General features: G+C 61.6%; 10 protein-coding genes and 1 pseudogene. 6 read left to right on the top strand and 5 right to left on the bottom strand.

Annotated elements, in window-relative coordinates:
• Positions 1-42: 42 nt before the first annotated feature.
• Positions 43-1,158 carry an AraC family transcriptional regulator gene (locus HAQ05_RS14025; protein WP_190421597.1) on the bottom strand — a complete coding sequence of 372 codons (1,116 nt, stop codon included), beginning with the start codon at positions 1,156-1,158 and terminating at the stop codon, positions 43-45.
• A gap of 547 nt (positions 1,159-1,705) precedes the next feature.
• Between HAQ05_RS14025 and HAQ05_RS14020 the strand changes: the two genes are divergently transcribed.
• The 6 genes and pseudogenes from HAQ05_RS14020 (at position 1,706) to HAQ05_RS13990 (ending at position 9,209) form a co-directional block, all read left to right on the top strand.
• A complete protein-coding gene (locus tag HAQ05_RS14020) occupies positions 1,706-3,199 on the top strand; it encodes an APC family permease (protein ID WP_190421595.1) in 1,494 nt (497 codons plus the stop codon).
• Positions 3,200-3,386: 187 nt separating this feature from the next.
• Positions 3,387-4,028: a TetR/AcrR family transcriptional regulator gene (locus tag HAQ05_RS14015; protein WP_190421593.1), complete on the top strand. Its 642-nt coding sequence runs from the start codon at positions 3,387-3,389 to the stop codon at positions 4,026-4,028.
• Between the two features lie 108 nt (positions 4,029-4,136).
• Positions 4,137-5,165, top strand: coding sequence for an AraC family transcriptional regulator (locus tag HAQ05_RS14010; protein WP_190421591.1), 1,029 nt, complete (start codon positions 4,137-4,139; stop codon positions 5,163-5,165).
• A gap of 132 nt (positions 5,166-5,297) precedes the next feature.
• The gene (locus tag HAQ05_RS14005; protein ID WP_190421589.1) at positions 5,298-6,602 is read left to right on the top strand and encodes an alginate export family protein; all 1,305 of its coding nucleotides are present in this window, start codon (positions 5,298-5,300) and stop codon (positions 6,600-6,602) included.
• Between the two features lie 168 nt (positions 6,603-6,770).
• On the top strand, positions 6,771-7,670 hold the full coding sequence (locus HAQ05_RS14000) for a phytanoyl-CoA dioxygenase family protein (protein WP_190421587.1): 900 nt from the start codon (positions 6,771-6,773) through the stop codon (positions 7,668-7,670).
• Between the two features lie 694 nt (positions 7,671-8,364).
• Positions 8,365-9,209: pseudogene (locus HAQ05_RS13990) on the top strand (IS66 family transposase).
• Here HAQ05_RS13990 and HAQ05_RS13985 read toward each other — a convergent pair.
• The 4 genes from HAQ05_RS13985 to HAQ05_RS13970 all read right to left on the bottom strand — a co-directional run bounded on the left by HAQ05_RS13985 (position 9,125) and on the right by HAQ05_RS13970 (position 15,044).
• Positions 9,125-10,357, bottom strand: coding sequence for an aminotransferase class V-fold PLP-dependent enzyme (locus HAQ05_RS13985; RefSeq protein ID WP_190421585.1), 1,233 nt, complete (start codon positions 10,355-10,357; stop codon positions 9,125-9,127). The pseudogene HAQ05_RS13990 and the gene HAQ05_RS13985 overlap by 85 nt on opposite strands.
• Positions 10,358-10,677: 320 nt before the next feature.
• Positions 10,678-12,417, bottom strand: a complete 1,740-nt coding sequence (locus tag HAQ05_RS13980; protein ID WP_190421583.1) for an ABC transporter ATP-binding protein — start codon at positions 12,415-12,417, stop codon at positions 10,678-10,680.
• Positions 12,417-13,364, bottom strand: a complete 948-nt coding sequence (locus HAQ05_RS13975) for an acetamidase/formamidase family protein (RefSeq protein WP_190421581.1) — start codon at positions 13,362-13,364, stop codon at positions 12,417-12,419. The genes HAQ05_RS13980 and HAQ05_RS13975 overlap by 1 nt, the downstream gene beginning before the upstream one ends.
• 72 nt (positions 13,365-13,436) lie before the next feature.
• Positions 13,437-15,044, bottom strand: a complete 1,608-nt coding sequence (locus HAQ05_RS13970; RefSeq protein ID WP_190421579.1) for an ABC transporter substrate-binding protein — start codon at positions 15,042-15,044, stop codon at positions 13,437-13,439.
• Positions 15,045-15,054 lie beyond the last annotated feature (10 nt).

Here is a 15,054-nt window from a genome sequence, read left to right as displayed (position 1 = left end):
TGTTATTTATGCGCAAACCATACGGCGCCGAGCCCGGATTGATCAGGCGTGGGCGTGGACCCGTGCGCCGGTATTGGCGCCGGGAAGGGTGAAGGCGGGCGGCATGCTCCAGTGGATCTCGCGGTTCTGCGAGCGGAAGGCCCGCGGTGCGGTACCGGTCCAGCGCTTGAAGGCGTGACGGAAGTTGGCGGCATCGCTGTAGCTGAGCTTCTCGGAAATCGCCTCGGTGGTCAGAGGTGTGTCGAGCAGGTAGCGGATGGCGAGTTTCTTGCGCACGTCTTCGAGGATCGAATTGTAGGAACTGCCGACGGCTTCAAGCTTGCGCCGCAGGGTGCGCGGCGACAGGTGCAGGCGCGAGGCGACTTCGGGCAGTGGCGGGATGCGGCTGGGCGAGCCCAGCAGCATCTTCTGGATCTGGTAGCAGAGGTCGTAGCGCTGGCTGAGCTCACGCAGCTGCGCGCTGCACAGGGCCTTGCACGACTGGTGGGTCATGGCGTGGCATTGGGGCAGCGGCTGGTCGACATAGTGGCTGCTGAAACTGATGCAGTTGTCCAGGCAGTTGACCTGCACTGGGACACCCAGGGCCTGGGAAATACCCTGGGCATCGCCCGGCTCGGCGTTGAGGTTGAGGCGCAGGGCGTGGGCCTTGAAGCCGTGGCCGAGCATGTCACCGAGCAGGGTGAGGATCTTAGCGCTCTCGAGCAGGGTGGAAAAGTATTTCTCGGTGCCCAGCAAGGCGAAGTTCTCGCGCAGGTACAGGTGGGCGACCTCGCCCTCCACCTGCAGATGCAGCTGGTGCTTGAGGTTGGCCAGCAGCCCGAAGTGATTGGCGATGTCCAGGGCTTCATGCAGCGAGGCGCTGCTGAGCAGGGTAAAACCGAGCATCCCGTAGGCGGTCAGGTGCATCTGTTGGCCTACCCGCAGGGCCAGTAGCGGATCCTGACGGTCATGGCAGCAGCCGGTAAGGGTACCCAGCCATTGGCTCAGGGACAGGCGGGTAGCGGGGTCGTCCAGCGCCTCGGCGTGCACCCCGTTGAGTGCCAGCACCGGCATCAGGGACGCGCGCCCGTCACTATGGCGGGCCAGCAGCGCCTGCAGTTCGACGGTGGAGAAGACGCGGTCTTCCGGAGTGATGGGTGACGCTTGCACTGACACCATTGTACGGCCCTCATCGGCTAGCCAAGTCGTTCCAGGGCAACGCGCAATGGCGGCTGCGGTTGGAACAGTTGCAGGTGACGCGGTCTTGGCAGGCCGGGGATCATGGATGCAATGCAAGGACAATGCGGTAGGTCGGTACGTGTCGCTGCGCCTGAATTTGTGTCGATCAGGTCGTGCGACCTATAAAGCACGGTCGATTGACCTAAGTCAACTTTTTCATTGCCTCTCTGTCGTGGGGGTCGCGGATAGACATGTCCGACCAACCGCGCCGGTTTCGGCGCGGTTCGCCCGGCTATATGCTCGGCGGGACGGATTGCCGGGTAGCACAAATGATCCCCCAAAATGACCCTTCGGCACCTGTTTGGCCAACGCGCCGGGCCCTACTTTTAGCACCCACGAGGTCCCGGTTGCGGGGCCGAGTCATCAGCTGCACGCGGGACCGGGCGCTGGCGCCGCATCCCCAACTACCTCTCAGGGTCAACAGAAGGGTTATCCGGTGAGTACGACAAACAATCTCTCCAATCTCCACCCAGACGGTGTGCCGAGGATGGCCACTGAAAACATCAGCCAGGTGTTCACACCCGGCGCCGGTGCGTCCTTGGATGGCCATCGCGCGGTCGACCTGGTCAACCACGGCCTTGAAGGCGACATGGGGCTGTTCCGGCTGATGGGCGCGGTGCTGGCCTTTGCGGCGCCGCTGGTGACCGTGGCTGGCTATATTTCCATCATCGTCATGTTCGGCGGCATCGGCGCCCCGGCGGTGTACCTGTCCGGGCTGGTGCTGGTAGGCATCTTTGCCGCCGGCTTTACCGCCATGAGTCGCTTCCTGCCCAATCCGGGCGCCTACTACGCCTACATCACTGCCGGCCTGGGCCGGGTGGCGGGGCTGGGTTCGGCGTTCCTGGCGGTGTTCACCTACCTGATGATGTCGGCCTGTACCTACACCTTCTTCGGCATCTCGGCCTCGACCCTAGTGGCGAGCACCCTGGGCGGGCCGGTGATCGAGTGGTACTGGTACGCCATCGCCATCTGGGCGATCGTCGGCTACTGCGGTTACCTGAAACTCGAGGTATCGTCGCACCTTCTGGTGGTGGCCATGGTCATCGAGCTGGTGGTGATCTCGGTATTCGATCTCGCAGTGCTGATCAACGGCGGGCCGGAAGGGCGCTCCATGGAGCCTTTCACCTGGCACGCTTTGACCGGCGGCCAGTTCGGCCTGGCCATGCTGTTCGCGGTGCTGTGCTTCAACGGCTTTGAAGCGACCGCGGTTTTCCGCGAAGAAACCAAGAACCCCGAGCGCACCATTCCGCGGGCCACCGGCCTGGTGGTGGCGCTGATCGGCTTGTTCTTCGCCGCCTCCGCCTGGGTGATGGTGACGGCCTACGGTGTGAGCAATGCGATGGCAGTGGCCACCAACAACACCGTCGGCATGTTCCCGGACGCCATGGGCAAGTACGTCGGTCAGTTCGGCGTCAACCTCGCCGCGGTGCTGGTGGTGACTTCGATCTTCGCCGGCCTGCTGTGCATGCAGAACATCATGTCGCGCTATCTGTACTCGCTGGGCATGGACGGTGCGCTTCCCAAGGTACTGGCCAAGGTACACCCACGCAACAAATCGCCGTACATGGGCTCCCTGGTGGCAACCATCATCGTTGCCTTGCTGGAAGTGCCGTTCATTTTCAACGGCGCCGATCCGGCCACGCTCTACGCGCATCAATCCGGTGTGGGCGCTTACGGCTACCTGACCTTGATGCTGATCACCAGCGTGGCGATTGCGGCCTACTTCCTGCGCAAACCGACGCCAGTGAAAGTCTCCAAGCTGCGTACCTTCGTCGCGCCGGTGGCTGCGGCTCTGGGCCTGGGCTACGTATTCTTTCTGGCCGTAACGAACTTCGAGACCCTGGTCGGAGTCACCGGCGACGCTGCGGTGTTCATGCAATTCGGGATCTGGGCGGTACCGGTCGTCGGCATGCTGCTGGCGCTGTACCTGCGGGCCGCCAAGCCGGCTTCCTACCGCCGCATCGGTCGTCAAGACCTGTAGAACCCGAACATCGGCAAACCAGATCGGCTGCCCTAATAATTAGGTCGATTGACCTTGGTTTGCCCGGTTTAGTACACTTCAAGCAATCTGGGCGGCGAACCGGCAACAGCACCCCTTGCCGCAGGGTTGCGCCACCCGTTCTGCGGCAGGCATTCTGTGTTACCGGCTACTGGTTTGGAGTACGTCAATGTTGAGTGAAGCTTCGCGCGCCGAGTCGCTGTTCGAGCGTACTGCCAGCCCTCGCGAAAAGAAACGCGTGCAGCGCATCGAAGACATTATCGATACCGCCGCTATGATTTTCGTGCGCGATGGTTATGCGCAGTTTTCCGCGCGCCGGGTCGCCAGCGAGATGGGCATCAGCCTGAGCAACCTTCAACATTACTGCGGCACCACCGAAAATCTCTTGCTGTCGATGATCCGCGCCAAGATCGAGGTTTTCGTGACGCAGTTCGTCGCCATCGCCAGTGACACCTCGCGCACCGCTGAAGAGCGTCTGGTCGACGTGATAGAGCAAGACATGGAAGCGGCGCGCGATCCGTGGATCGCCTCGTTTTCCTTCCAGAGCTGGGCCTTGGCCGAGCACGATCACGCTGTCGGCGAACACCTGACTGTCATCTACGAGACATTCTGCCGGGTGATGGGGCAGTTGATTCAGGAGGTGAATCCACAACTGACCAAAGCTCGGGCAGATGTCTTTGCGGTGTTGATCGCTTCGCAAATAGAAGGGCTGCTGTTCTACCACAAGCACACCAACGCCCTGTCGCAGAATTGGCAAGAAACCGTCGATACCACCGTTGCCATGTGGCTGACGATGATTCGCGCCGGTTGACCTGATCCGGTCGGCCATCACTCCCCGCTTTTAGGTCACTGCTCACCTGTTGGTACCGCTAGCCCACGCTTTATGCTCACGGCCGAATCGGACTCCCGGGTGTGCACCATGGCTACTTCTCACCAGTACATCGACCGCCTGGCAACCTTGCACTTCATTACCTTGGTCAATGCCTTCGTCGCTGAGTCGAGGCATGCGACCGAGAGCATGTTGCAGGGCACTCAGTTGGTTGCCGATGATTTGCGCACCGGCAACAAGCTGATTTCGGTAGAACAGGAATGCATGATCCTGCGCAACGCCCAGCGCCTGACCCAGGCACAGCATCTGGGCCTGGAACTGGGGCACCGATGCCGGCTGGCTGCCTATGGCGTGTTCGGTTTTACCTTGTTGTCGAGCCGCGACCTGCGCTCGGCCCTCGAGCTGTTTTTCGAATACCCGTTGCCACTGGGCACCGGCTTCGAACTGCGCCTGGTGCAGGAGCAAGGCAGCGCCTGGCTGAATGTCGATGCGACCTTCGACATCGAAGACGAGTTGCGCGGGCTGGCGATCGAGTTCTCGCTTACGGCGCTGCAGTGCGTCATGGCCGATCTGCTGTATCAGCCGTTGCCGCTGACGGCAATCAATATCGGCTTTGCCAGGGCGCCCGAGGGCGCGCCGTACCAGCGGTACTTCGATTGCCCGGTGACGTTCGACGTGTCCCGCCCCACCAGCCTGGCTTTCGATGCTGCGTGGCTGGAGCAGCCTTTACCCTGTGCCAACGCCACTGCGCATAACGAGATGAAAGCTCATTGTTCGGTGCTCAAATCCCATCTGGAAAGCCCGCGGGATTTTCTCGCCAGCGTCAAATCGGCTATCTGCGCCGGCTTTGATACCTCACCGTCGTTGAGCAACGTCGCCACCTCCATGGCCTGTTCCAGCAAGACCTTGCAGCGCCACTTGCGCGCGGCTGGCACCAGCTTCAACGAACTGCTTTGCGAGGCGCGTTATCAGCGCGCCCAGGAGTTGTTGTTGCGGCAGATACCGGTGGCTCGGATCGCCGAGAACCTGGGTTTCAGTGAAGCCGCGGCGTTTCGCCGGGCGTTCCGGCGCTGGAGTGGTTGCACGCCGTCGCAATACCGTTTGCAGGTCAAACACTGAATCAGCGGTGTCTTCGACGATCCCCTTTTTTGACCTGTTTGCGCCTTCAGCCCACTGCCCCCAGCCCCGACAATCGGTCTCAAGCGGCCAGCATCGGTCGCGGTTTCGATCACGCCAATGGGGAGAGCAGTGATGAAGTATGCAGCAGGTTTTATCGCGGCCGGGGTAGGGGCGCTGTACGCGAGTTCGAGTTTTGCGCTCGATAGTTTCCAGATCGGCGATGTGCTGATCGAGCCCAGCGTCACGGTAGGCGCGGCCTATCTCTACGACAAACATCAGGCCTTTGGCGGACGCACCAGCTACATCGGCTTGCCGGTGGACCGTACCTCCAGCCGCTTCGAAGGCTTCGTGCTCCCGGGCTTCAAGATCGCTGGCCCGCAAACGGCGTACGGCAGCTTCTTCGGTGGCGTCTCGGCAGTCGGCGCAATGACCCGCGGTGGCAGCGATGCCGCCGGCCTGACCCATGACGATCCGGAGCGCGCCAGCCTGGAAACGGCCTTCGTCGGCTGGAAAAGCGGTGATGTGTTCTCTGGCTTGGGCAAAGACGCGATCACTTTGAGCGCTGGCAAGCAGACCTTCATGGTCGGCGACGGCTTTCTGGTGGGCGACGGCCATGCCGACCAGGGCAAGGACGGCGCTGCCTGGATCGGGCCGCGCACTTCGTTCAGCAACACCCTGATCGCTCAGCTCAACACCGGCAAGGTGCACGCCGACCTGTTCGACCTGCGCGCCAACGCCAACACCGATTACTTCGATTACCACGAACACCTGCGCTTGCGCGGTGCCAACCTGGAGTGGCGTGACACTCTGGGCACGCTGGGCGCCACTTACCTGCGCACTGTGGACGCCGACAACGCCGCGCGCGATGGCCTGAATGTGTACGACGTACGCGCCAAGGGCACACCGTTCACCGCAGTGCCACAGCTTGGCCTGGCCGGTGAGTACGTCTGGGAAAAAGGCGGCGATACCAGCAAGTCCGGCCAAGGCTGGTATGCCCAGGCCAGCTACGCCTTCACTAACGTGCCTTGGACCCCGACCCTTACCTACCGTCGCTCCCAGTACAGCGATGACTACGATCCGTTGACCTACGGTTACGGGGGTCAATACGGAGACTGGTATCAGGGCGAAATCGTTGGCGAATACATGCTGTTCAACAGCAACGTCGATATCGACCTGCTCAAGTTGGCCGTGGCACCACGCCAGGATCTGACCGTCGGTCTAATGGCCTACAAGTTCCAGTTCGACAAGAAGCCGGACGGCATTACTAGCCGTGATTTCGCCAAGGAAATCGACCTGTATGCCAACTGGACCGTCACGCCTGCGGTCACGCTGAGTGCCGTGTATGGCCTGGCCACACCGGGTGACGGCGCCAAGCAGGCATTCGGCAACAATGCTCGCTCCAATCTGTTCGAGACCCTGGTGACCTGGACCTTCTGATCCGTACGACTGGCCACGCGGGCGTGCTGTCCGTGTGGCCGTTATTCACCTGTTAATGTCTGGCGCCAACCTGTCCGCCCCTCTGGCGCCACACTATATTCCCTCCAACGAATCCATTCACTTGCGCACCAGGCGCTGCGCGGTTAACCGATCCGCAAGGAACCCATCATGTCCAAGGCTTCCCTCGTTACTCTGCCAGGCAATGCGTCCGTCGAGCAGGTGGTTGAAATCATCGAGCGTGATGGCGGCGTCATCGTTGCCGATTTCATGACCGGCACGGCGTTCCAGGAGCTCAAGCAACAGATCGATGCCGCGTTGGATACGTCCACCTTTGGTCACGAGAACTTTTTCGTTGGCACCTCGACCCGCCGCGCCAGCCGCTTGTTCGCACGCGCCCCGCGCATGGTCGATGTGGTCATGCACCCGCTGTATCTGGGTGCGGCACGCAAGATCCTGCAAAAGCCGGTATCAGTATGGTTTGGCCACGAGCGCACTACCGTGACCCCGCAGATCCAGATCGGCATGACCCAGGCCATCGAGATCCATCCGGGCCAGGGCAAGCAGCCGTTGCATCGTGACGATACCAGCTTCCTCTGGCGCCACCCGCAATATGGCCGCGAGGCGCGTCTGCAGATCATGCTGGCGATGACCGAGTTCACTGAAAAAACCGGTGCCACCAAGGTCATCCCGGGCAGCCACAAGTGGGATGACGAGCGTCGCCCCGAGCCTGAGGAAACCGTTGATGCGGAAATGACAGTGGGTTCGGCTCTGCTGTTCATCGGCTCCACCTACCATGGCGGCGGCACCAACAGTAGCGACGAAGCGCGTCAGGGCCTGACCATGGGCATCGACTTGGGCTGCGTGCGTCAGGAAGAGAACCAGTACCTGTCGGTGCCTTTCGACATTCTCAAGGGCTTGCCCGAAGAAGTGCAGCGGTTGTTGGGTTGGGATGCTGGCGAGAACTTCATGGGCTGGGTCGAGCAGGGTGGCAAGATGGTCAGCCCGCACACGCATTTGCAGTCCGAGGATGTTCTGCGTTCTCTCGGGCTTGTGGGTGGTATGCACTGACGGTTTGATCGAAGGCAGCCTGCGGGCTGCCTTTTTTTTGGTCAGGGCATGTGTTTGTTGTTTGGATGGGGGGGTGCTTTCGAGCCGACCTTAGTGTCGCCGCCGCTGCATTGGCCCTTCGCTGGGGCTCAGGGTTCCCGCGCTTCGGCACGCTTGCACAGGGCACGCCGCGGTGGGCCTTCCATGGCCCAGCGCTGCTTACCCGGCATCTGAAGTACGACCCCGAGGCCGACTCGAAAGTAAAACAGTAACAGGTGTGTTGTCTGCTCACCTTTAAAAAGCCGTTCCCGTGCAAGCAGGACCACACCCCAATCCCAAAGCCCCCACCACGTGCTTGACCACCGCCTTGGCAAAAAAGCACCGGCCATAAAGAAGGCGCCACGAGGGCGCCTGGAGGTAATCACCTGTACCAAGGGCAAAGCCAGGTGAGCCAGGCATGCGAGTGGAGCGCTGGTAAGACGCAGCATCTGCCGGGCATCGACGATAATCGATGGGGCTATTTTAGGGCCGGCTGTGCGCGGGCACAGGGGCGCAGCGGCCAATAGCCCTTTAAGCGTTCCGGGAACACACCTTCCGAACTCCAGCATTAAGGGCAATGTTGCCCGCGTATTTTTTAGCGGACGCGATCGCCCTTATCGCTAGGATTTCCATGCGCCAATGAAGCTCTTACCCCAAACCCTTCAAGGCCCAGGTCGTGCAGGAATGCCTGCAACCGGGCGCAACGGTTTCCAGTGTTGCCATCAGACACGGCATCAACGCGGGGCTGTTGGCCCACGTGATGGTGGCCAAATTCGCCGATCATCTTCCGTTTTATCGGCAGGAAAAGATCTTTGGCAGGGCTGGCCTGGCTATCCCGCGCTCTACGCTGGCTCAGTGGGTGGGCCAAACCGGCTTACAGTTGCAACCGCTAGTTGTGCGCTGCGCGAGGCGGTGCTAGCTCAGCGGGTCGTGCACGCCGATGAGACACCCGTGCAGATGCTGGCGCCTGGTGAGAAGAAAACGCACCGAGCCTACGTCTGGGCCTACTGCACTACACCGTTTTCGGCACTGAAGGCCGTGGTCTACGACTTCAGCCCCAGCCCTGCTGGCGAACATGCGCGTAACTTCCTGGGCACGTGGAACGGCAAGCAAACGCTGGGTAGCGCTGCCGCGCTACCTTGATGATGGTGCTGTGCCCGCCGACAACAATGCGGTGGAGAACCAGATCAGACCGTGGGCGCGGGGTCGTTCGAACGGGCTCTTCGCAGGATCACTGCGACGCGGTAAACGGGCAGCGGCGATCATGAGTCTGATCCAGTCGGCACGCATAGGCTGTTTGATGAGGTAGGCCTGCAAGACTTATACGGTACGCGTGTTGGCCCATATGCCCACCTTACAGATGTGCTGGCGCTGCTGGCCCCGCAGCAGGGCCGTGAGGCTGATCCTAAGCGTCTGCTCAAGCGCTTGGTCAGGGTTCAACCATTGTTCACAAATAATGATGCCGGCCACCCGGAAAGAACCTGGAGCAGCCGTTCAATTTCAGCGTCAGAGGTGAAGTAATGGGGGGTCAAGCGAAGCAACACGTTATGGCTGCGGGCCTGCAGTGCCCATCTTGCGTATTGCTGTGTGATGAGGTTGGCGTTGATTCCGGCTGCCTCTAGGGTTTTTAGCAGGGGGTTGGCACTGGATTCGTCGATGCGGAACGTCATTAACGCGCTGGGGCGCGCCGATGGCAGGGCTTGAAGCGCGGGACTGCTTTGCAGCGCTGCGGCGATTTTTTCCCGGATCAACTGGTTGTGAGCCGCCACCCGCTTCGGGCCGACCGCCAGGAGGTAATCACAGGCTGCTTTCAGCGCAAGGCGTGTTCCGGGACTGAATTCATAGGTTTCAAACCGACGCGCGTCTGGATAAGGCAAGCACTTTTGCTTCGACTGCCACACGGCACTGGCAATATCCAACACTGGCGGCGCGCCCAGCATGGCCAGGGCGCGGTCCGAGAGATAAAGCACGCTTATGCCCTTTGGACCGCGCAACCATTTGCGCGCCGGGAATACCAGCACGTCGCAACCATTGTCTTGAACGTTAACGGGTAATTGCCCGACCGCCTGGCTGGCGTCGATGAACAACAGCCCGTCACGGTGCTGCACCGCCGCGGCGATACCTTGCGTCTGCGTGATGCTCCCGTCGATGGGGTTCACTGCTTGTAGCGCAACCACTGGCAGGCTGTTGGCGTTGGCGTTGGCGCTGGAAAGCCGTTCCACCGTTTGTGCAGATGCGGGCGTCTCCTGGTCGTACAGAATATGCAGGCTGGCGATCCTGCCTTGGCTGCGGGCGTACAACAGATTCATCGCGTTGGCGCCCCATTCGTGTTCCGTGGTTATCACTTCGACCGGCCTTGCACCGTCGTAGGCCGCTGCTAGGGCGAGTGCCCAGCCGCGAGAGGTTGAATCCAGGAAGGCGATTTGATGTTCCTGTGCACCGATCAAGCGCGCGACGGATTGGCGGGTCTGGGCCAGTTCGTCTTTGAACAGGTGCAGCGACCGAAAGGTACCGTGTCGCTCTTCGGCGTCAAGCCAGCGACGTTGCGCCTCGAACACGGAAAAGGGTGGCAGGCTTGAGGACCCATGTGCAAAGTGCGCCCACCTGCCATACGCCGGCGTGTCAGCACGAAATCGCAACAGCTCGGAATCGTTGAAGAGGCTTTGCATGATCGGCTTACTCCTCGGTTGCGACGGTGGTTTCTATTGCACTGAAGCCACTCAGCTTAAGCCCCTGGTGTGATGTTTCAGATGTTGGCTGCAGCCTTTTGACGGTGCCTTTTGGCCTGCATTGCTGCGCCTCGCCATAGCGCTAACCCTGCAGGGTCCGTCACGGCGCCTTGCCCGACAGCAATATTCACACGCCGGTTCTTGTGCGAACTTTTCAAACACCACATTAGTTCATGATCCGGGAGCGCTAGGTATTGGCTGGCGCCATGTCGTGCTTGCGCCACGCCAATCGAATCATCGGTGTTGCTACAGTACTGCGATCATTCCAATGCCACCCAATGATCGGCCGCCACCGCGGCAAACTGCTGCGGGGGCGCCACGAAGCCTGCCTGCTTGATGGGGTCGGGGCGCTCCAATTCCTTGAGCAGTTTCTTGAAGTCGCGCCGGTGGCCAACCTTCGGCACCGGCACTGCGGCCAACAGGCGCTGGGTATAAGGGTGCTGCGGGTTATGCAGCACCTTGTCGCGTGGCCCGATCTCGACAATGCGCCCGCCGTACATCACCGCCACGCGATGGCAAATTCGTTCCACTACCGCCATGTCATGGGAAATGAACAGATAACTCAAACGGTGTTCGGCGCGCAGCCGCTCGAGCAGTTCCAGTACCTGGGCCTGAACCGACACATCCAGCGCCGATACTGACTCGTCGGCAATTATTACCTTGGGGTTCAACGCCAAGGCCCGGGCGATGCAAATGCGCTGGCGCTGGCCACCGGAGAACTGGTGAGGGTAGCGCTCGAGGGCATCGCGCGGCAGGTCGACCTGTTGCAACAGTTGTGCGACCCTCTCGCGACGCTCGGGCTCGGCCATGCGGTCGTGGATCAACAACGGTTCGCCGACCAGATCGAACACTGATTTACGCGGGTTGAGGGCGGCATAGGGGTCTTGAAAGACCATCTGTACGTCGCGGCGCACCCGTTGCAGTGCGGTGCCTTGCAAGCCGTTGAGCTCTTGCCCCAGCAGCTTCACGCTGCCCTGGTAGGCCAGCATGTTCATCAACGCTTTGCCGGTGCTGGATTTGCCGCAGCCGCTTTCGCCTACCAAGCCCAGAGTTTCGCCCAGGTGCAGGTCGAAACTCACACCCTCTACGGCATGGACGGTGCGGGGGCGTTCGAACCAGCCGTGGCGCAAGGCGAAGCGCACGCTGAGGTCTTTTACCCCCAGCACCACCGGTTGTTCGCCCAACACCGCCGGTGCCGGCGCGCTGCCCAGCACGGGGACGGCGGCCAACAGTTTGCGCGTGTAGGTAGCTTGGGGCGCCGTGAACACCTGCTGCAGGGTGCCACGCTCTTCCATGCGGCCCTGGTTCATCACCACCACCTGGTCGGCCATTTCGGCGACCACGCCCATGTCGTGGGTGATCAGCAACAGGCTGGTATTGAACTGCTGCTGTAGCTCGCGCATCAGCTCCAGGATCTGCGCCTGGATGGTCACGTCCAGGGCGGTAGTCGGCTCGTCGGCGATCAGCACCTCGGGCTGGCAGAGCATGGCCATGGCGATCATCACCCGCTGGCGCATGCCCCCAGACAATTCGTGAGGGTACTGCGCCAGGCGTTTGTCGACCTGGGGCATGCGCACCGCATCGAGCACGGCCCGGCAGCGTTGGCGTACCTCGCTGCGGCTGAGGGCCTCGTGCCGGCGCAGTGTCTCGGCCAATTGCTGGCCCACGGTCAGCAAGGGGTTGAGCGACGTCATCGGCTCTTGGAAGATCATCCCGATGCGCTTGCCGCGCAAGGCTTGCCGTTCACCTTCGGGCAGGCTCAGCAGGTCACGATGGTCGAACAAAATGGCGCCGCTCGGCACGCTCGCGGCCTTGGGCAGCAAACCCATGATCGCCAGTGAAGTCAGCGACTTGCCGCTGCCCGACTCGCCGGCGATACCCAAGGTGCGGCCCGGGTACAGGGCGAAGCTCAGCTCGTCGACCACCCGGCGGCGCGATTCGCCACCGCCGACGTCGATGCAAAGGCGTTCCACCGAAAGGCTGGGCATGTACTCGGGCATCAGTTGAACACCACGTTGGGAAAGTAGAACGACACCACCCAGTTGGGCAAGTCGACGACTTCGCTGATGCGCAGGTCACCGCACACCGAGCACAGCATGTAGGCTTGCTCGGCGGGCATGCCGTGCTCACGGCACAACCAGTCGATGGTATTGGCCACCGCCTGGCGGGCGGCTTGCATCAAGTCCGGGCCGATACCGGTAAAGGCTTCATAGCCGGCGCTGTCCAGGTGCCGGGTGACCGGGCCGGGCGTGCTGAAGCGTGGCGTGGCCAGCGGCGTTTGCTTGATCAGGTCAAGCTTGACCACCACGTCCATGGCGCTCTCGATGGCGGTGCCGCAGACCTCGCCATCGCCCTGGGCAGCGTGGGTGTCGCCGATGGAAAACAGCGCGCCGGCGACTTCAACCGGCAGATACAGCACACTGCCCGCGGCCAGGTCCCGAATGTCCAGGTTGCCGCCGACCCGCCGTGGCGGCACGATCGAATGCAAGCCAGGCTCGGCCGGCGCCACACCGATCGTGCCGGCAAACGGTTTGAGCGGCACCTTGGCGAACGGGCCGAAGGCGGCAGGGGCGAGGGTGTGCGTGTCGTAGTGCCACAGCGCCAGGGCGGGTGTTTTAAACTGGTCGGCCAGCAGGCCGAAGCCGGGTATGTTGGCCGTCCAGCCGAAGCCGCCGGGCTTGAAGCTGTCCAAGGTAATTTTGAGGATGTCACCGGGCTCGGCGCCTTCGACGAAGATCGGGCCGGTGACCGGATTGATCTGCTCGAAAGGCATCGTGCTGACATCATCGACCTGCGATTGGGCAGTGAAGTAGCCGTTGGACGAATCACGGCAGTTCATCTGCAAGGTGGTGCCGGGCGCGACGCGCTCGACGGGGGTGAAGGCGTGGTCCCAGCCGAAGTGGCTGTTGGCGCTGTGAATGGTCTTGACCAGGCAGTTCTGGCACATGTGAGCGGTCCTCGTTGCAGTGGTGGCGATGGCCTATTGCGCAGGTGCGGTGCGAACAGGCCACGGCAGGGCTCACTTCACCCAGATGTAGTCATAGTTGACCGGAATGTGAACCGGGTCGACGTACAGCGCGTCGTCCCCGCCCAGGCGCTGGGAGCGCACGGTAAAACGTTGCTCGTTGAAGATCGGCACCCAGGGGGCGTCGGCCATTGCGTCGGTGAAGATGGTCTTCCACGCCTCGGTGCGCTCGGCTTGTTGGTCCGGGCGCGCCATGGCGTCAGCCTTGGCCGCACGCTCATCCAACGCCTTGTTGCAGTACAGCGACCAGTTCCAGCCGCCGTCCACCGCGCCCGAGCAACCCAGGATCGGCCCATAGAAGTTCGATGGATCGGGGAAGTCGGCAATCCAGGCCATACCGCCAGACCACACCATCGGCGCCTGGTCTTTCGAGCTGCCGGCGGCGATCACGTTGGCCTGGGCCAGCGATTTGATCTGCACCCGAATGCCGACCTTGGCCAGGTCTTGCTGAATCGACTGGGCAATACGCGGTTGCGGGTCGGTGTTCATCACGTAAAGTTCGGTGTCGAAGCCCTTGGCGAAGCCGGCGTCGGCGAGCAGTTTCTTCGCCCCTTCGACGTCGTAGGGCAGCCCCTTGTACTGAGGGTCGTAGCCTGGCATCGCCGGCGGTAACGGCTGGTTGGCAGGCACCGCGCGGCCATTGATGATGCGTACGATGCGTTCCTTGCTGATGGCCATGTTCACTGCCTGGCGAACCTTGAGGTTATCGAACGGGGGCAGGGTGGTTTTCAGGGTCACATAGCCGGTTTGTAACTGGTTGCCGGTCACCAGCAATTGCTTGGATGCCGGGTCATTCTTGAACTGCAGGAACTGTGCGGGTGGCACGCCGTCGCCAGCGATATCCACCTCGCCCTTCTGCAACCGCAGCAGCGCTACGGTAGGGTCTTGGCCAATCTCGAAGGTGATGCTGTCGATATAAGGCAAGCCCTTCTGGAAATAGTCAGGGTTTTTCACCAGTTCCAGCTTTTGCCCCAATTTCCACTCGGCCAGCTTGAAGGCGCCGCTGCCTACCGGGTGCTTGCCGAAGTCCGCGCCCCATTGCTCGACTGCTTCTTTGGGAACGATCGAGGCGAAGTTGAGCGCCATCACATGCAGGAAGGTGGCGTTCGGTGTGTTAAGGGTAATGCTGAGGTGTTGGTCGTCGAGTACCTTAACCCCGCTCAGGGTTTGGCTCTTGCCGCTGGCCATGTCGTCATAGCCGACAATCGAGCTGAAAAAGCCCGCGCCTGGGCTTTGCGTCTTCGGGTTGGCCGTGCGTTCCAGCGAGTATTTGACGTCACTGGCCACCAGCTCGCGGCCGTTCTGGAACTTCACGCCTTTTTTCAGGGTAAAGCTGTACACCGTACCGTCGGCCGACACGCTGTAATCGTCGGCCAGGCTTTTGACCAGTTCGGTGGTACCGGGCTTGTAGTCCATCAGGCGCCCGAACAGGCTCTTGATCATCGACCAGTTCTGCCAGTCGTAGCCGATGGCCGGGTCCAGTGTCGCGACATCGTTCTGGTAGGTCACGACCACGTTGCCGCCGCTTTTGGGCGTGTCGGCCCACAGCGGCGTGGTGAACAGTGTGGCCGCCACGGCTAGGGTCAGCGCTTTGATCTTCATGATTTGCCCC

The organism is Pseudomonas typographi (assembly GCF_014694385.1).
In the GTDB taxonomy this organism is placed as follows: domain Bacteria; phylum Pseudomonadota; class Gammaproteobacteria; order Pseudomonadales; family Pseudomonadaceae; genus Aquipseudomonas; species Aquipseudomonas typographi.
The sequence above is the reverse complement of the archived record's forward strand: the minus strand, read 5'-3'. Positions and strand labels throughout refer to the sequence as shown.

What these genes read in the sequence shown, in the direction of transcription:
- HAQ05_RS14000 (WP_190421587.1), top strand. Translation starts at nt 6,771, where the DNA reads ATGTCCAAGGCTTCCCTCGTTACTCTGCCAGGCAATGCGTCCGTCGAG.
- HAQ05_RS13975 (WP_190421581.1), bottom strand. Translation starts at nt 13,364, where the DNA reads ATGTGCCAGAACTGCCTGGTCAAGACCATTCACAGCGCCAACAGCCAC.
- HAQ05_RS14025 (WP_190421597.1), bottom strand. Translation starts at nt 1,158, where the DNA reads ATGGTGTCAGTGCAAGCGTCACCCATCACTCCGGAAGACCGCGTCTTC.
- HAQ05_RS14005 (WP_190421589.1), top strand. Translation starts at nt 5,298, where the DNA reads ATGAAGTATGCAGCAGGTTTTATCGCGGCCGGGGTAGGGGCGCTGTAC.
- HAQ05_RS14010 (WP_190421591.1), top strand. Translation starts at nt 4,137, where the DNA reads ATGGCTACTTCTCACCAGTACATCGACCGCCTGGCAACCTTGCACTTC.
- HAQ05_RS13985 (WP_190421585.1), bottom strand. Translation starts at nt 10,357, where the DNA reads ATGCAAAGCCTCTTCAACGATTCCGAGCTGTTGCGATTTCGTGCTGAC.
- HAQ05_RS14020 (WP_190421595.1), top strand. Translation starts at nt 1,706, where the DNA reads ATGGCCACTGAAAACATCAGCCAGGTGTTCACACCCGGCGCCGGTGCG.
- HAQ05_RS13980 (WP_190421583.1), bottom strand. Translation starts at nt 12,417, where the DNA reads ATGCCCGAGTACATGCCCAGCCTTTCGGTGGAACGCCTTTGCATCGAC.
- HAQ05_RS13970 (WP_190421579.1), bottom strand. Translation starts at nt 15,044, where the DNA reads ATGAAGATCAAAGCGCTGACCCTAGCCGTGGCGGCCACACTGTTCACC.
- HAQ05_RS14015 (WP_190421593.1), top strand. Translation starts at nt 3,387, where the DNA reads ATGTTGAGTGAAGCTTCGCGCGCCGAGTCGCTGTTCGAGCGTACTGCC.